This window comes from Acidimicrobiales bacterium (assembly GCA_041394265.1).
Lineage (GTDB): Bacteria > Actinomycetota > Acidimicrobiia > Acidimicrobiales > SZUA-35 > JBBQUN01.
On record JAWKIO010000005.1, the window covers coordinates 3,673,735 to 3,690,320 of the forward strand.

General features: G+C 66.7%; 19 protein-coding genes. 12 read left to right on the plus strand and 7 right to left on the minus strand.

Going from position 1 to position 16,586, the window contains the following annotated elements:
• Window positions 1–4 precede the first annotated feature (4 nt).
• Both R2733_17880 and R2733_17885 read right to left on the minus strand, forming a co-directional pair.
• Window positions 5–1,408 (minus strand): hypothetical protein, encoded by a 1,404-nt coding sequence (locus tag R2733_17880; protein MEZ5378377.1) that lies wholly within the window; start codon window positions 1,406–1,408, stop codon window positions 5–7.
• Window positions 1,409–1,541: 133 nt separating this feature from the next.
• Window positions 1,542–1,910: a hypothetical protein gene (locus R2733_17885; GenBank protein MEZ5378378.1), complete on the minus strand. Its 369-nt coding sequence runs from the start codon at window positions 1,908–1,910 to the stop codon at window positions 1,542–1,544.
• A gap of 175 nt (window positions 1,911–2,085) precedes the next feature.
• On the opposite strand from R2733_17885, the gene R2733_17890 reads away from it, so the two are divergent.
• On the plus strand, window positions 2,086–2,217 hold the full coding sequence (locus tag R2733_17890; GenBank protein MEZ5378379.1) for a redoxin domain-containing protein: 132 nt from the start codon (window positions 2,086–2,088) through the stop codon (window positions 2,215–2,217).
• A 3-nt stretch (window positions 2,218–2,220) separates the two neighbouring features.
• Window positions 2,221–2,538: a peroxiredoxin gene (locus R2733_17895; protein ID MEZ5378380.1), complete on the plus strand. Its 318-nt coding sequence runs from the start codon at window positions 2,221–2,223 to the stop codon at window positions 2,536–2,538.
• Between the two features lie 174 nt (window positions 2,539–2,712).
• Here R2733_17895 and R2733_17900 read toward each other — a convergent pair whose 3' ends face one another.
• Complete coding sequence (locus R2733_17900) at window positions 2,713–4,068, minus strand: IS1380 family transposase (GenBank protein MEZ5378381.1); 1,356 nt, start codon at window positions 4,066–4,068, stop codon at window positions 2,713–2,715.
• A 284-nt stretch (window positions 4,069–4,352) separates the two neighbouring features.
• On the opposite strand from R2733_17900, the gene R2733_17905 reads away from it, so the two are divergent.
• From R2733_17905 to R2733_17935, 7 genes are all read left to right on the plus strand, one after another.
• A complete protein-coding gene (locus R2733_17905) occupies window positions 4,353–5,405 on the plus strand; it encodes a fatty acid desaturase (GenBank protein ID MEZ5378382.1) in 1,053 nt (350 codons plus the stop codon).
• Window positions 5,406–5,477: 72 nt separating this feature from the next.
• A complete protein-coding gene (gene trxA / locus R2733_17910; protein ID MEZ5378383.1) occupies window positions 5,478–5,861 on the plus strand; it encodes a thioredoxin in 384 nt (127 codons plus the stop codon).
• A gap of 186 nt (window positions 5,862–6,047) precedes the next feature.
• Complete coding sequence (locus R2733_17915) at window positions 6,048–8,057, plus strand: bifunctional diguanylate cyclase/phosphodiesterase (GenBank protein ID MEZ5378384.1); 2,010 nt, start codon at window positions 6,048–6,050, stop codon at window positions 8,055–8,057.
• A complete protein-coding gene (locus R2733_17920; protein ID MEZ5378385.1) occupies window positions 8,057–9,082 on the plus strand; it encodes a hypothetical protein in 1,026 nt (341 codons plus the stop codon). The genes R2733_17915 and R2733_17920 overlap by 1 nt, the downstream gene beginning before the upstream one ends.
• Before the next feature lie 58 nt (window positions 9,083–9,140).
• The gene (locus tag R2733_17925; GenBank protein MEZ5378386.1) at window positions 9,141–9,650 is read left to right on the plus strand and encodes a MaoC family dehydratase N-terminal domain-containing protein; all 510 of its coding nucleotides are present in this window, start codon (window positions 9,141–9,143) and stop codon (window positions 9,648–9,650) included.
• A gap of 2 nt (window positions 9,651–9,652) precedes the next feature.
• On the plus strand, window positions 9,653–10,081 hold the full coding sequence (locus R2733_17930; GenBank protein ID MEZ5378387.1) for a MaoC/PaaZ C-terminal domain-containing protein: 429 nt from the start codon (window positions 9,653–9,655) through the stop codon (window positions 10,079–10,081).
• A 55-nt stretch (window positions 10,082–10,136) separates the two neighbouring features.
• A complete protein-coding gene (locus R2733_17935; GenBank protein ID MEZ5378388.1) occupies window positions 10,137–11,912 on the plus strand; it encodes an NAD(P)-binding domain-containing protein in 1,776 nt (591 codons plus the stop codon).
• A gap of 165 nt (window positions 11,913–12,077) precedes the next feature.
• On the opposite strand, the gene nfsA is transcribed toward R2733_17935, so the two are convergent.
• Complete coding sequence (nfsA, locus tag R2733_17940; GenBank protein ID MEZ5378389.1) at window positions 12,078–12,812, minus strand: oxygen-insensitive NADPH nitroreductase; 735 nt, start codon at window positions 12,810–12,812, stop codon at window positions 12,078–12,080.
• A 43-nt stretch (window positions 12,813–12,855) separates the two neighbouring features.
• On the opposite strand from nfsA, the gene R2733_17945 reads away from it, so the two are divergent.
• Both R2733_17945 and R2733_17950 read left to right on the plus strand, forming a co-directional pair.
• Complete coding sequence (locus R2733_17945) at window positions 12,856–13,266, plus strand: helix-turn-helix transcriptional regulator (protein ID MEZ5378390.1); 411 nt, start codon at window positions 12,856–12,858, stop codon at window positions 13,264–13,266.
• Between the two features lie 86 nt (window positions 13,267–13,352).
• The gene (locus R2733_17950) at window positions 13,353–13,751 is read left to right on the plus strand and encodes a VOC family protein (GenBank protein ID MEZ5378391.1); all 399 of its coding nucleotides are present in this window, start codon (window positions 13,353–13,355) and stop codon (window positions 13,749–13,751) included.
• 8 nt (window positions 13,752–13,759) lie between these two features.
• Here R2733_17950 and R2733_17955 read toward each other — a convergent pair whose 3' ends face one another.
• Together R2733_17955 and R2733_17960 are read right to left on the minus strand one after the other, a co-directional pair.
• Complete coding sequence (locus R2733_17955; GenBank protein MEZ5378392.1) at window positions 13,760–14,320, minus strand: DinB family protein; 561 nt, start codon at window positions 14,318–14,320, stop codon at window positions 13,760–13,762.
• Between the two features lie 54 nt (window positions 14,321–14,374).
• The gene (locus R2733_17960) at window positions 14,375–15,439 is read right to left on the minus strand and encodes a DUF4214 domain-containing protein (GenBank protein ID MEZ5378393.1); all 1,065 of its coding nucleotides are present in this window, start codon (window positions 15,437–15,439) and stop codon (window positions 14,375–14,377) included.
• Between the two features lie 88 nt (window positions 15,440–15,527).
• Here R2733_17960 and R2733_17965 point away from each other — a divergent pair, with 88 nt between their 5' ends.
• A complete protein-coding gene (locus R2733_17965; protein ID MEZ5378394.1) occupies window positions 15,528–16,019 on the plus strand; it encodes a PaaI family thioesterase in 492 nt (163 codons plus the stop codon).
• A gap of 21 nt (window positions 16,020–16,040) precedes the next feature.
• Here the strand turns inward: R2733_17965 and R2733_17970 are convergent, their stop codons facing one another.
• Window positions 16,041–16,481, minus strand: coding sequence for a hypothetical protein (locus R2733_17970; GenBank protein ID MEZ5378395.1), 441 nt, complete (start codon window positions 16,479–16,481; stop codon window positions 16,041–16,043).
• Window positions 16,482–16,586 lie beyond the last annotated feature (105 nt).

A 16,586-nucleotide genomic window follows, 5' to 3' on the forward strand; every position in this document is an offset into this window, starting at 1 on the left:
CGACTCATACTCCTCGGGAGGCGGTCGACTGGCGCTCCCCGAAGCGAGCCGAGCTGAGTCGGGTCGGTCCGAAGGCGAGTACCGACGTGATCACGGTGCCGGCGATGACGGTCGTGACCGAACCCGACGCCCACAGCTTGATCGCCGCCGACAGTGCCGCGGCAACGACGATCATCGTGGCGAGGCTGCCGTTCCAGCCGGTGCGAGGAGCGAGCAGCGCCTTCTGCTCGATGCGAGCGACGACGCTGACGATGCCGGCGAGGAACACGATGGCGAGAGCGATGATCGGCAGCTTCTGCCACCACCAGGCGGCGCTGCCGATTGCGGCGGTGGGAAGCAAGCCGAAGGCGTAGAGCACGGCGCTGGCGGCCACCGCAGCCGTCATGTGCCAGAGATAGACAGACATGGCCACGGCGTTGGCGCCCACGACGGCAGACCAGACCCGGGCGTTGCCGGCGAGGAAGCGGGAAATGGCGGGGGCAGCAGCGATGGCGGTCGCCGAGTAGGCGGCGCCGAACAGCATCAGTGCGAGTGATGGCGGGTGCGTGGGGGAGTTGACGATGCCATCGAAGTGCACCATCGAGGTGGGGTAGGGCCCGATCGTGACGGCGGCAATGGCAGTGGCCCAGAAGCCACCGGCGATCGTCAACATGCGTCCACCGGTCGGAAGCATGCCATCGCGCCAGGCGAACCCGGCGACCTGGAAGAGCAGCCAACCGAGCACCCAGTTCACATGGTTCAGGTGGTGGAGACCGGGCACGTCGACGAAGCGCAGTGTTTCGAGGACGAGGTAGGCGGCGATCCCGCCACCGACGACGAGGCCGGGTCGGCGGCGAAATGCCGGAAGCACGCTCGGAGCGATGGCCGTATCGATCGTGTAGTTCGAGAGGAACCAGAGCGGAAGTGCCGCCGCTGTGGCACCGGCGGCAACGATCGCTCCGGCGCCGGCAAGGTAGCCGCCGGCGATCACGACCAGCCAGGTCGAGGCGAGCACGGCCGTCGGGGTGACCATTCGGCGGAGCCGGGCGTAGATCCAGTCCTGGGGGCGGCCTGCGTTGCCTGCCTTCATGTGCGCATCGAGCGACATCGCCGACGAGAAGCCGCCGACCACGAAGAACAGCGGCATCACCTGAAGGATCCAACTGATCCACGAGAGTGATGCGTCTTCGCTGAGCGCGTTGCCGCCATTGAGCGACCCGTCGGGGTTCACCGAAATCGCCATGGCGATCCAGTGCCCGACGGCGACGGCGGCCATGGCGACGACTCGATAGAGATCGACGGCCCGGTTGCGGTCGGCCTTGGCGGCACCGGCGAGCTCGCCGAGTGATGGTGTCGCCGCCGGTCGAGCGCTCGGAGCAGCGGCAGTTCGGCGGTGGTCGATGGAGGTGATGGCTGGTGCGGTTGGCATGTCGTTCATTGAGCCGCACGATGCACGTTCCGTCTGCGCCGGAAATCCCCCAAAGCCCTCTGGGGGATCCCCAGCCGCAGCCGCTCACGAAGGTGGCCGCACCTGCCCGATCACGTCGTGCGGTACGTCACGGTCATGCAGCTGGCGTCAACTCGCCGAAGAAGCCCACGACCCGAGTGAGCTTGCCGTCGCCGTTCGCCTCTGCGATGTCGACGCCGGTGACGGCTGCCGAGCCATCCGGGCCGACGAGCGACCAGCCATAGCGAGCGATGTCGTGATGCGAGTCGACGCTCGTGGTGCGCTCGAAGCGATGCGCCGGGTAGTGCTGGAGCACGGCGTCGACGAGATCGGCAATGCCATCGATGCCACTGCCGTCGAATGGCGGGTCGAGCAGGACGCCATCGGCAACCCACGACGCCTCGAGCAGTTCGAGGCGCCGAGCCCGGTCGGGCTCGCAGTAGGCCGCCAGGTGCGTATCGATGGTGGCGGTGAGGTCGGTCATGATCGATGTCCTTTCGTCGGTGGCCGGCGACCGTTCGGTGGGGTCGGCCCGTTGCTCTCATCATCGACGCCCACCTCCTGCGCTGCGATTACCTGCCGGGTAGCGGCTCGTGCGTTGGTCCGGGATGGTCGGACGACATCGACTACGGTGCGGGCATGACCAAGCGAGGAACCCCATGAAGGTTGGCGAACGGGTGAGCGAGTTCGAGCTGCTCGATCAACACGGTGACACGGTGACCCTCTCCGACCTGCTCGACTCGGGTCCGGCGGTCTTCTACTTCTACGTGAAGGCGATGACGCCTGGTTGAACGATCGAATCGAAGCATTTCCGTGATCTGTCAGCCGAGTTCGCCGAACTCGGGGCCACGATCGTGGGGGTGAGCGCCGATCAGGTTGATCGGCAAGCGCAGTTCGATGCCCAGAACGAGCTGGGGTTCCCCCTGCTTTCCGACCCCGACAAGGTCGCAGCCAAGATCTTCGGGGCGAAGCGACCCGGCCCGTTGCCCAATCGGCGGGCGACCTTCGTGGTCGACAGCGACCGAACGCTCCTGGCCGAAATCGCCAGCGAGATGAACATGAACACCCACGCCGACGAAGCGCTGGAGGTGCTGCGGAAACGACGCCGCTAGCCCAGGCTGTTCGGTAGGGGTTGTTGGTGTTGGTGTGGTGAGGGGGTGGGTCGTGGTCGGGTGTTCGTGGCGGCCTGGTTCGGTGTCGGGGCGTGCGGGGTTGGTGTGGAGGGGGTGGTGTGGGTTGGCCGGCTGGCGGGGTGCTGCGGTCGCCGGTGGACCGCGATGTGTTGCTCAGCAGCGCAGCGGAAGATGGCGGACGCGGTCGAACGCGGTGACGAGGTCGGGGGTCCAGGGCCAGTTGGCGGCGAGCCGGCAGGTGGTTTGTCGTCCGGTGCGTCCGATGCGTGCGGCGGTGTGCAGGAGGCAGTAGCGAAGCCGTTTGGGTTCGGCGTTGGCGAGGCTGGTGCCTTTGAGTGCGAGGAGCTTGGTCCAAGCAAGTAGGTCGTGGGCGCAGAGCACGAGGTGGAGCCAGGCGTGGTTGATGGCGAATGAGTGCGATGGCAGGTTGGCCAGTCCGGTGGCTTTGGTGTCGCAGATCTGTCGTTCGGCTCGACCCCGGCCGCGGTAGAGGGCTTCGAGGTAGGCGATGTCGGTGTCGGCGAGGTCGGTGACAAACACTTGGTAGCGGTGTCCGTCGATGTCGGTGAAGGTGAGTTGGGCGCCTGGGTGTGGTTGTTCGCGGCGGGCGATCATCCGGAGCCCTGGGGGCCAGGGTCGTGTGGCGTTGAAGACGTCGGCGACGAGATGGGTGATCTCGGCGACTTCGGCGTATTCGCGCCAGTCGGACCCGTCGGCGGAGATCGCTGGCTGCCACGCCCGTTGCGGCAGGTCAACGAGCACGGATGCGATCTGCACGGTGAGTTGGTGACCGATCACGAACCGTACGTGCCGGCCGCGGCAGGCCTCGACGAAGTCGTGTGACCAGCCGGCGGAGTCGGCCCGCACGATCATCTCGTCCTGGGTCGGGTCAACTGGTAGCTGGCCGAGGGCTTCGTCGAGCACGGTGACGTGATCGGCGGCGGTGCCTGAGCCGGCGTTGCCTGGTCGCAGCACACCGGCGAGTGCTTCACCGGTGGCGTCGAGATAGGCCAGCAGCGGATGGAACCCGAACCCGCGCTTCCAGGTCGGCGCCGCATGTTCTTTGTCCGAATGGGACCCGACGAGCGTGGCGTCGATATCGATCACATAGAACCCAGGATCAGCGCCTGCCTCCCAGGCGTTCGCTCGAGCCTGCGCACGAGCGGCCTTGATCCGTGCCAGCGCCTCGCCGTCGATCGCGGCCAGGGACCGCCACGTCGTGGGGTGCGACGCCACCGGGCCGAACAGGTCGGGCTGGTCGCGAAGCACCGCGAGATCCGAGATCGTCTCAGCCCCATCGGCGATCGCGACCGCCAGATCGCACAGCACTTCGCCACGGTCGTGGCCCCGGTGACGCTGCTTGGTCGGCGCCATCGCCGCCGACAACGCCCCAGTCAACCCCACCGCGTCGGCCAGATCGGCAAGCAGACGCGCCCCTGCGTGATTGGCCACACCATTCCCATCACCGGTCACCTTCAGAGCCGGCCGCCGCGGTCTACGCTTCACCATGAAAGTGCCCTTCGGGTTCGGATCACTTGGCCTTCGACAAGCACAAGTTTCCCGCACCAGAAGGGCACTTCCGCGGACTCACCACCCCCAACCCCGGACCGCTACTGAACAGGGCGGGCTAGGTCGTCGCTGTGGCTCGGTCAGGTCCGGCGAGGAGGCTCGTCGCGTGAGCGGCGCGCTGCGGAGCGTGATGTGACCGGTGCCCAGGACCTTCGGCCCTAACGAGCGGGAGTCGCTCCCCGCAGACTTGCGCGGTTCCCGAGAGAAACTGGCTGGAGTCGTCCATGACCGACCTGTCCGCGCCGCAGCTGCAACTGCTCGATGTCATTCGCGCCGTGCCCGACTCCTGTCGTCAACGCAAGACCGGGCGGGGCCTCGGACTCGTCGCCCGGGATGTCGGCTTCTACGCACTCACGATCGTGGGGCTGGCGCTCACCGATACGTGGTATCTGCTGATTCCGCTGTGGCTCCTTGCCGGCCTGGCGGTGTCAGGGATGTTCGTGCTCGGACATGACGCCGCCCACAACGTGCTGGTCGATGACGACGACCTGAACCGCACGATCGGGCGGCTGCTGTTCGTCCCGGCGCTCCACATCCACGAGTCGTGGGTGCTCGGCCACAACCGCATCCACCACGGGCACACGCTGAAACAGGGGATGGACTTCGTGTGGCACCCGGTGACGCCCGAGGAGTTCCGCCAGCTCAGCTCGACGCAGAAGCTGGTGCACCGACTGGAGTGGTCGGCGTTCGGCGCCGGGGTCTACTACCTCCATCGGGTGTGGTGGAACAAGATGGTCACGCTCGACCCGCCGGCGAAATGGGCGGATCGGATTCGTTCCGATCGCAGCTTCCTCGATGTGGCGCTCGCCCTCATCGTCGGCGGGCTGACCGTTGCCAGCTTCCTCACCACCGACGGCGTGGTCGCAGGCCTGCTCGGTGCCGCCTGGCTCACTTTCAAGCTCCTGGTCGTGCCGTTCCTCCTCTTCAGCTGGGTGATCGGCTGGACCGTCTATGTCCACCACATCGATCCCGACATGCACTGGCTGAAGCGTTCCGAGTGGACCAAGGTCGGTGGCCAACTCGACGGCACCACGGTGCTGCGTATGCCGCCGGGTGCGAACCTCGTGTTCCACTGGATCTTCGTGCACATGCCTCACCACGTCGACATGAGGATCCCGTGCTACGAACTCGAAGCGGCCGCCGACGCCATCATCGCGGCGTATCCCGATCGGGTCGTCGAGCGCCGGTTCCGGTGGCGGGATTATCTGGCGGCAACACGTGGTTGCAAGGTGTACGACTTCGATGCCGGAAGCTGGATGCCCTACCCGACACGGTGAAGGGATTCGAGTGACCGCCATCGCTACCCGGACCGTCCCCCGTCGGTCCTTCGCCAGAGGAGGCGACCACTCATGAGTGCATCCACCATCGATCTCACCCTTGACCAATTCGAGTCCACCGTCGGGGCCGACGGTGTGGTCCTGATCGACTTCTGGGCGTCGTGGTGCGGCCCGTGCCGGACCTTCGGCCCCATCTTCGAGGCTTCGGCCGCCAAGCACACCGAGCACACCTTCGCCAAGGTCGACACCGAGGCCGAGCAGCAGTTGGCCGGCGCCTTGAACATCCGATCGATCCCGACCCTCATGATCTTCCGTGACGGTGTGCTGTTGTTCTCCCAGCCTGGTGCGCTGCCGGGTGACGCGCTCGAAGACCTGATCTCGCAGGTCGAGGCACTCGACATGGAGCAGGTGAAGGCCGAGATCGCCAGCCAGGCCGAGGCGTCGACGCAGAACTGATCGATCCGCCTGGCGGTCAACTCACCAGACCTCGAGGTCCCGGGTGGCTTCGGCGACCCGGGATCTTCGCGTTCGGAGTCCCTCGATCAACTCATTCGGACCGCTCATACCTCGGCGGTCGGGGCCGACAGGCACCACGTGCGTGTAGTCCGTGAGCGTCGACGACGGGTGAGGAGGGGAGCGACCTTGTTGTCGCGCTACGCCCTCACCTCGTTCGTGGTCATCGCGGCGATCGGACTCACGCTCGCCATCTTGATCCAGCAGGCGGTCCGCAGTGAGGCGATCGACGACGCGACTCGAGCCGGAACGCTCGCTGCGAACATCGCGGTGTCCTCGGTTCTCACCGCCGACGACCTTCAGCGGGACTTCGTTCCACTCTCGGACGAACGTTTCCTCGAACTCGACCAGACCCTGACGCCGAGCCTGCAGGAGAACGGCATCGTTCGGCTCAAGGTCTGGAATCGACAGCACTGGTTGACGTACTCGGACAACCCTGCGCTCCGGGGCCGATGGTTCGCCGGTTCGGCCGACCTCGAAGAGACCTTCGAGGGGGCATCGGTATCGGAGTTCACCGATCTCTCCGCCCCGGAAGAACGGGCTGACGTCGCCATCGTCGACGAGGAACTGCTTGCGGTCTACGTACCGATCCGGCTTGGTGCCGACGGTGCGCTCGAGACGAGCGGGACCGGCGAGATCATCGGTGCCTACGAGATCTACCTTCCGACGGCGCCGATCTACGAGCGAGCGTGGGTCACCACCTACCGGCTCGTCGGCGCATTGGCGGCCGGAACGATCGTGCTCTACCTCGCACTCTTCGGACTGGTGCGGCGGGCCTCGAAGACGATTGTCGAGCAGGCCGAGGAGAACCTGCACCAAGCGACACACGACGAAGTGACCGGCCTCGGCAACCGGGAACTCCTGCTGGCCGAGCTCAACTCGATGCTCGATAGTGGGCGCGGGCGGATGCGTCCGGGCTCGCTGCTCCTTCTCGGACTCGATGGCTTCGACACGGTCAACGACACGCTCGGGCATCAGCGTGGTGACGCGGTGCTCCGAGCCGTTGCCGATCGATTGGCGGGGCAGGCCCGCTCGTCCGACTTGGTGGCACGCGTGGGCGTCGACGAGTTCGCCGTCGTGCTTGGTGGAAACGTCTCGGCGGAACAGCTGCCGATCCTGGCCTCGCGCTTCCTTGCGTCGATGCTCGAGCCGATCGATGTCGAGGGCGTTCGCCTCGACGTCCGGGCATCGGCCGGTATCTGTCTCACCGACGGTGAGACCAACACTGCGGCCGAGCTGCTGCGTCGCAGTCGTGTGGCGTTGGGCGAAGCCAAGTCCCAGTTCACCACGGTCGAGGTCTATCGACCGGCCCTCGAACGGTTCTCGCCGGAAGCGCTGGCCCTGCTGGGCGAGGTGCGTTCGGCCATCGCCGACGGCCAGTTCGAGCTCTACTACCAGCCACAGGTCGACAACACCACCGCCGAACTGGTCGGGGCCGAGGCGCTCGTGCGTTGGCATCACCCCGAGCGTGGCTTCCTTCCGCCGTTCTCGTTCATGCCCGCCGTCGAGGTCCTCCCGATCGGCCGGGAGCTGACCGACCACATCCTTCGCACCGCCGTCGAACAGATTGCCGTCTGGCAGGCGCAGGGCCGATCACTTGCCGTCTCGGTCAACCTGTCGCCCCGGGACTGCAACGACACCCATCTGCCGTCGATCGTTGCCGGCTTGCTGGACGAGTTCGGCGTCGAGGCTCGCTGGCTACACCTCGAGCTGACCGAGGGCAACATCGTCGCCAACCAGGAGCGGACCGTCGGCGTGCTGACTGAGCTCCGTGAACTGGGATGCGAGATCGCCATCGACGACTTCGGCACGGGCTACGCCTCGCTGAGCTACCTGGCAACACTGCCCGCCTCCGTGCTCAAGATCGACCAGTCGTTCGTTCGAGAGATGCTCACCGACGAGCAGGCCGACGCCATCGTTCGCTACAGCATCGGCCTTGGTCACGCGATGGGTATGGAGATCGTTGCCGAGGGCATCGAGGATGCCGAGGTGATGGCAGCGCTGGCCGAGGCCGGCTGTGACGTGGCACAGGGCTACTACGTGGCAAAACCGATGCCGGTCGCCGAGCTCGAGGCATGGATGGAGCACTACGAGCCATCGACGTTCGCGGTGGCCCATCCGAGTGTGGAGGTGTCCTGATGTTCGTCCGACGGAGCGCTCGCTGGGGCACCGTGATGCTCGCCGCCTCCCTTGCGGCGAGTGCGTGTGGTGGCCAGGAAGAGGCGACGGCGACCGATCCGGTCTTCGCGCTCGAGCGAGACGTCGTCGACGGCATCGAACCCCTCGCTCTCGTCGACCCGTCGGCCGAGATCCCGGCCAAGGATCTCCGTCTCCTCCTGCAGTCGCTGCTGAGCGAGCACGTGATGCTGTCGATCGAGACGATGCGGATGACGATCGATGAGGACGATCCGACTGAAACCGTTGCCCAACTAACCACCAACACCGACGAACTCACGGGTGCGATCGGACTCATCTACGGCCGCGACGGCGCGTTCGCCTTCGACCAGCTGTGGACCAATCACATCGAGTTCTTCCATCGTTACGCGTCGGCGCTGCGAGCGGGTGACGAGACCGAGCTCGAATCGGTGAGGCTCGAACTCGGGCACTACGAACATGATTTCTCGTCCTATCTCGAAGCCGCGACCGCCGGCGAACTCGACGTGCACACCGTCGAGCACGTTCTGCACAGCCATGTCACTCAGCTCCTCGACCAGGCCGATGCCTGGGCTTCGGGGCGCTACGACCGAGCCTTCGCGATCGGTCTCGAAGCGCACGACCACGGCGGGCTGATTGCGACAGCACTGGCCAGCGGCTTTGCCTCGCAGAACCCCGAGCTGTTCCCCGGCGACGTGGTCTCGGAGGCCAACGACCGGTGCGCAACGGCGCAGCTCCGGTCTTCGTTCGCCCTGTTTGCTGCCGCCGATGCGATGCTGGCCGACGCCTCGGGTGACGTCGACCGGACCGTCGCCGCCGAGAGTGCAGCAGCGTCGGCGCTCACCGCCACCGAAGGGGCCGTCGAGACCGCTGAGGTCGTCGACCGAGTGCTCGCAGCGTTCCGCTCCGAGGTTGCCGCGTCGAGCGGTGCGATTGGCGCTGTCGTGCCGGCAGCACGCGACGCGCGGATGGCCGAGCTGGCGGCGTTGCTCGTCGATGACTGCAGCTGACGCCTGAATCCTCCGGGCGGTTCGACCGGACGGCGATGGCTCGTTAGTGTCCAGCGTCATGGCAGTCGAACGCTTTCCCATCGAAGCCAGCCACATCCTGATGTTCGCTCGGTCGATCGGCGACGACAATCCCGTCTACGCCGACCCCGACTCCGCAGCGGCCAAGGAGACTGGCGGCATCATCGCCCCGCCGACCTTCGTGCAAGCGAGCGCGCAGTTCGATCCGGACTACTTCCTGCGTCCCAAGATCGGCCAGCCCTGGTTCGGTTCGGGCAAGAACGCCACCGGTGCCCCGCCGAAGCCGGCGGCAGCCGAGGGCGAGTCCACCGAGAAGCGCAGCGGAGGCGGGCTCCACGCCGAGCAGCACTATGAGTACCACCAGCCGCTCCGGGCAGGCGACGTGTTGACAGCCACCACCAAGCCGGGGAAGACGTGGGAGAAGGAGAGCAAGCGGGCAGGCAAGCTCGTGTTCTCCGAATCGATCACCGAGTACCGCAACCAAGCCGGCGAACTCGTCGTCACCGCTCGTGGCGTCGGGGTCCAGACCGAGAAGCCCGTGGAGAACTGATCATGACCGCACCCAAGCTGTCCGCCGGCGATCTCAGCGTCGGCCAGACTTTCACCGCCGTCCTGGTCGAAGACCTCAAGCGCACCCAGATCGTGCAGTACGCCGGGTCGTCGGGCGACTACAACCCGTTGCACACCGACGAGATCTTCACCACCCAGGTCGCCGGCTATCCGAGCGTGTTCGCCCACGGCATGCTCACCATGGGCATGACCGGCGCCATGATCACCGACCTCGTCGGCGACGGCGTCCTCAAGCGGTTCGGTGGGCGGTTCACCTCGCAGGTGTGGCCCGGCGACGACCTCAGCGCGACGGCCGAGGTCACCGCGGTCGACACCGGCGATGACCCGACGGTCACCCTCTCCGTGGCGACCACCAATGGCGCCGGGGTCACGGTGTTCTCGGGCGAGGCCGTCGCCTCGATCAACGCCTGAACCAACCTCCCGACAAGGCTTGCGCTCGGCGCCGGTTCGATCCACCCTAAGGGCCATGTCAACTACCGACGGCCCCACCACCGGGTCGAATGCATACGATCTCGTCATCATCGGCGGGACCGCCAGTGGCCTGTCCGTTGCGATCTCCTCGCTGCGGTCAGGCCTCGGCCTTGTCCGGGTCATCGAATCACATTCGGCGGTCGCCTTCCCCGAGCTGGTCGGCGACAACCAGCTCGATATCGGCTACGGCGAAGACGTCCAGTCGATCGACACCGACGGCGAGCTGCTGATCGTCACCACGAACCGCCTTGCCTACCGGACCCGAGCGGTTCTGGTGGCCAACCGCCGCTCCGATCCGTCGTGGAATCCGCCGATCAACACACCGGCCACGCTCGACTCGCGTATTCACGTCGACGAGATCGTGGCCCGGCCCGACGAAGACGTCCTCGTCGTTGGCTACATGGACCACGCCGTCGAGTTGACCGCCACCATTGCCGCTGCCGGTGCCCGGGTGGTACTCGCCGCCGGAGGCATGGACCCCACGCGGCTCTCGCCGGCCGGCGAACACATGCTCCGTCGGTTGGAGCGCGAGCGCCGAGCCACCCTGCTGTATCGCTCGGTGCCCGAACAGATCGGCAACGTCGCCGGCTATCCGATGGCGTACTTCGCCGATCGCCACACGCCCGACCTCCAGTTCGATCAGGTGGTCTTCGCCTCGGGCCGCAACACACTCGGGCCGGCCGACGTCGGCCTCACCGACGCGGCGCTCGCCACCGGCAAGGTCTTCTTCGTCGGCGAGCCCGACGAGTCGACCGTGGCCCCGACCTCACCCGGCTGGCGGGTCGGGCAGGACATCGCTGCCGCCTGTTTCCCCGAACTGCAGCTGGTCGAGCCGGCGCCCGTGATCGAGAGACGCCAGCGCCACACCGCCGTGATCGAGGAGCTGCGAGACGAGCACTACAACGCCACGATCACCCATTTCGAACCCACGCACTCCGATCTCTGGGTGCTGCGCATTCGGCCCGACCACGGCGAGACCTCGCATCAGCCGGGTCAGTACGCATCGTTGGGGCTCGGATTCTGGGAGCCCCGCATCGACGACGCCGAGGACCGCAACCTCGACGAGCGCTGGGACAAGCTCATCCGACGCTCCTACTCGATCTCGAGTCGGATGTTCGACGAGCACGGCTACCTCACCTCCGAGGCCGGTCACAACGAGCTCGAGTTCTACATCGTGCTCGTGGCCCCGACGCCCGAGAACGTGCCGGCGCTCACGCCCCGGCTGGCGCTCAAGCGGCCCGGCGATCGCATCTACCTCGGACCGAAGGTGGCCGGTCGCTACACCCTCGATGCCGTGACCGACCCCAACGCCACCGTGCTGTTCTTCGGCACCGGCACCGGCGAGGCGCCGCACAACGGCATGGTCGTCGAACTTCTCCGCAAGGGCCACATGGGTCCGATCGTGTCGGCGGTCTCGGTGCGCAAGTGGGCCGACCTCGGCTACCTCGACAAGCACCGCCAGCTCGAGTCGCGCTATCCGAACTACCACTACCTGCCGATGCCGACTCGCGAGCCCGACGTGCCGAAGCGGTACATCCAGGATCTGATCACCGACGACGTGTTCGGCAAGGACTACGGGCTCACGCTCGACCCCGAGAACACCCACATCTTCCTCTGCGGCAACCCATCGATGATCGGCCTGCCCGAGGGCGAGGAAGGCAACAAGACCTTCCCCGAGACCGTGGGCGTGGTCGAACTGATGACCGAGCGCGGCTTCACCCTCGACCAGCGCCGCAGCCCCGGCAACATCCACTATGAGGAGTACTGGTAAACCTCCGGGCCACCGTCCAATTCCAGCAAACCTCCGGGATTCCGCGCTGCTGGGCGTACGGAGCCCCGGAGCTTTGCCGTTGGTGTCCGGGATCTTGGCAACCTCCGGGGTTGTGCGCGGCTGAGCGTACGGAGCCCCGGAGCTTTGGCTGGGCCGCTGTGGCGGTCAGCGCATGGTGAAGCCTTGGGAGGCCAGGAAGTCGCGCATGTGGGGGCGGCTCTCCTTGCCGAGCAGAGCGTGCATGTCGGCCGACCAGACTCGATCGATCTTGCCGCCGGTGCGAGCGTGGTAGTACGCCCGCATCTCCTCGTCGTAGGCGGCGATGCCCTCGGCGTCGGAACGCTCGTCGTAGAACTCTTCCTTGAGCGTGACCGACAGGGGAAGGCGGGGCTTGAGTTCGGGATCCTGGTCGGGCCAGCCGATGCACAGGCCGAACAGCGGATAGACCTGCTGGGGGAGGCGAAGGAGCTCGGTGACCTGGGCCGGATCGTTGCGGATGCCGCCGATGTAGCAGATGCCGAGGCCGAGCGACTCGGCGGCGACGACGGCGTTCTGGGCCGCGAGCGCACAGTCGACGGTGGCGATCATGAAGTGCTCGGTCATGCCGGCGGAGAACTCGCCGCCGTTCGCCTCGCAGGCCACCGCCGAGCGGTGGAGGTCGGCACACCACACATAGAATGCCGCGGCGGTCTCGACCTGGGTCTGGCCGCCGGCCACAGCGGCGATGGCAGATCGGGTCTCGGGGTTGCGGACCCGGATGACAGTCGTGCCCTGCAGGTTCGACGACGTGGCCGCAGCAAACCCGGCCGAGATGATGTCGGCGAGGGTGTCCTCGGGCACCGGCTCCTCGGTGTACTTGCGAATCGAACGATGGCTCTTCAGCAACGAGATGGCATCCACGAGCCGCACCGTAGCCAACCGAGGGTGAGGTAGCGTCACCGCCATGACACCGCAGGAACTCGCCGATCTCGCGAACCTGCGGCGGGCACGCGACCTGATCGACCGGGACTACGCCGAGCCGCTCGACATCAAGGCCATCGCAGCAGCAGCGTGTATGTCGTCGGCCCACTTCTCGCGCAAGTTCCGGGCCGCCTACGGGGAGACGCCCTACACCTACCTCATGACTCGCCGGATCGAGCGGGCGAAGGCGCTGTTGCGGCAGGGCAAGTCGGTGACCGACGCCTGCATGGCGGTCGGTGCCACATCGCTCGGTTCGTTCAGTTCGCGATTCACCGAAGTGGTTGGCGAGACGCCGTCGCAGTATCGAGCGCGGGACCACCGCGCCCACGAGGAGATCCCGCCCTGTGTTGCCATGATCGCCTCCCGGCCACGGCGAACCGCCACGACGGGATGAGCAATCCAAAGTCCACCGGTCCGTCGATTGCGAAGCGAGCAGGATCGAAGAAGCACGGCATGGGGTCGCACTCATAGGGTCACGGCATGACAGTTTCTCTCTCGCAGATGTTCATCTCGGTCCACGACCCCGACGCCGCTCTGGTGTTCTACCGCGACGCTCTGGGTCTCGAGGTCCTCAACGATGTGGCGGCCGACGGGTTTCGCTGGGTCACCGTCGGCGCTCCTGGTCAGGATGTCGCCATCGTGTTGTCGCAGCCGCACGGCGGTCGGTCCCAGGCCGAGGGTGACGCGCTACTGGCGCTCGTCACCCAGGGGTCGCTGCAAGCGGCGATCTTCCGGGCCGAGGATCTCGATGCCACCTTCGAGCGGGTGAAGGCGTCGGGCGCCGAGATCGTCCAGGAACCGGCCGACCAACCGTGGGGTGTGCGCGACTGTGGAGTCCGCGATCCGTCGGGCAACCTCGTGCGCATCGCCCAGGCCTGATCAACCGATCAGCCGGCGCCGACGTCTGCGAGGTGATGCTCGGGATCGTGGAGGAAGTACCGGGCGAACGAATCGACGGTGAACGCAGCGCCGTCGGAGCGACGGCCGACTCGTTGCCACTGATCACCGGCGACGGCATCGAAGCCGGCAGCGACGGTGTCGGCCGCGGCAACCAGCTCGGCGCTCACGACGGCCGGATCCTGTTCGCCGTAGCGCTCCGCCACTGCGGTGGCGTCCTGGTCCCAATTGGCGAACAGCGGATCGTCCTCATTCAGCATGAGCGCAAGCCTCGTGGAGAACAGGCGGAACACATCTCGAACGTGGCAGGCGTACTCGAGCGGCGACCAGGTCGTCGGGTCAGGCCGCTGCGTCGCGTCAGCCCGACGGAGCACCTCGGCCCAGGTGGCCGCATTTGCCCGCACGGCGTCGCCGGTCTTGGTCACGTCGAGCCCGGCGGCGTCGAAGCCGCAGTCGGGGCATCGTTCCTCGAGCACCCACGTCCAGTCCTTGTCGTCGGGGATGATGTCGTAGGGTGCGATCGTGTCGGGGGTATCGGCGGGCTCGCTCATGGCGCGCAGGGTAGTGGAGCGGAAGGAACCCTTGTCTGGCTTTCTCGGCTCCGGTCAGCGATAGGACTCGCAGCCGACGCCGTCGGCGTCACCGTCGAGTCGGTGAGGATCGCCAAACGCATGGTTCACCTGGACGGGATGGCCGATGTCCTTGCAGTCGAGATCGGGCGCCGGCGGCGGTACGCACGGTGTGTAGGCCGGGTGGCAGCCGGCGCCAGGTGTGGTCGGCGTCGACGGGACGACTGGCTGGACCGGCACCTGCTGCGGTGTGGCGGCACAGGCGGTCCACAGCCCCCGGCCGGCAGCGCGAGCGGACGACTCCGCCGCCGCCAGTCGACGTCCGAGTGCGGGATCCTCGTGGGCGAACGATTCGTCGTACTCGCCGTAGCCGTCGGCGACGATCGCCTCGTTCACCGAAACGAGTCGGTCGCCCTGCATGATCAGCACGTCGGCCACCGTGCGGCCGTAGGCGTCGAACGTCGGCGCTCCGTCGGGACGGCGCAGGAAGACCTCGCGACCATCGACGAGGTCACGCAGATAGCGAGTGGCGTCGGTGCCGAAGCACTCGTTGTACTCAGGGCCGTCGACCTGGGCGAGACGGATCGATCGTCCGTCGGCGAGCACCAACGAGTCGCCATCGGTCACCGACGAGACCCGGACTGATTGGGCCGGATACGGGTGTTTGGCGACGAACTCGTCGTTGGCGGCAACCCAGCGGACGGTGCCGCCACGGCTCAGCTGGGTCTGGAGCTGGCCCAGCCAGTACTGGAACCCGCCCTGGTCGTAGTCGCGGCCAAGCACATTGCGATACACGATCTCGAGGAACTGCTCGTCGGTGGTGGCGCCGTAGGTGGTGGTGAACTCGGTCGAGGCCGCGAAACTCTCGGCGATCACATCGAGCGACGCACCTTCCTCCGCGACGCGCAGCCAGTAGGCGGCGCCGACGTCATCGGGTTCGCGGTCGAAGAACGCTCGGTAGAGGCGGAGCATGTCGGCCTGGCTGGTCGAGAACCCCGGTTCGGTGATCAGGTCATCGACCGTGGGAGTTGCCGGTGCAGCGGCCGAGGGCCAGGCGAGCAGTGAGGCGACGACGAGCGCGAAAAACAATCGTTTGAACATGTGTGATGCAGTGTCGCAGTCGGCCACGGCCTGGGCAAACACCGGTCCCAGGTCGCAATCGGTGGGCAGGGTTGCGATGATGCTCCCGATGACCGAGCCCGACACCTCCACTCCCGACAATCGACCGCCGTTCGTCGTGACGTCGCCGGACCGACTGGTGGGGCGAGGCCACCAGGCCGGCGACTTCCTCGAGGCCTACGAGTGGCTGGTGCTCGATGAGTCACCGGGCTATCTCAAGATCCAGGCCCACCTTCCTGAGCACGCGCTGAACCCGCGGGGTCAGCTGTTCGGTGGGTTCACCCCCACGTATGTCGATCTGGTGGCGCTCTTCACCGTGCGGGCCGGCCCGGGTCGCCTCGACCCTGCGGTGCCTCGGGGGTGGCTGGCCACCACCAACATGCGCATCGACTACTTCGAGCCGATCCTCGGGCCCACGTTCGTCATCGAGAGCAAGGTCGAGAAGCATCGCGGTCGCACCGTCTTCGTGGCCACCCAGTTCTTCCAGGACGACGAACTGGCAGTGCATGCACTCACCACGATGCGGCAGATCGAGGCGCCCAATCCGCTCGGTGACGCCTGACCTGCCGTCAGTCCGGACTGATCAGAGGGCCGAATTGGCCGCCCGGTTCCAAGCGCCAATGGCCATGAACGAGATCAGCAACCGCACCTCGATCGGGAGGTCGGTCGGGAGGTCGGCCTCGATGCGTCGCCCGGCGACGCCGACCAGGTCGACCGTTCCAACCTGACGGCCGTCGGACTCGGCGACGAACTGGCGCCGTCCCTTGCGGCGGCTCACGATCTCGGGCCCGTCCCACGTCGTACGGTGCTCGGTGCGCTCCATCGCTCCCTGCGCCACGACGCTCCCGGCTCTGACGACCGACACCTGGCCGCGCCCGCCGGATTCGAACTCGATCGGCTCGCCGGCGATCGTGGTCGAACCCCGGGTCCAGGACCGTCGGCCATGGAGCGGCGCGATTGACGCGTCGTCGCTGCCGTCGACCTCGTAGATCGATCGGACGTCCTTCTTCACAAAGCGCAGCACGGCGCAGACCCTAGGTCGAGATCCTGCTGACCTCGGTGATCACCCGGTTGTAGAAACCAGCGCGACAAGCGATGGGCCGTCGGTAGGCCGAACGGCCCATCACGG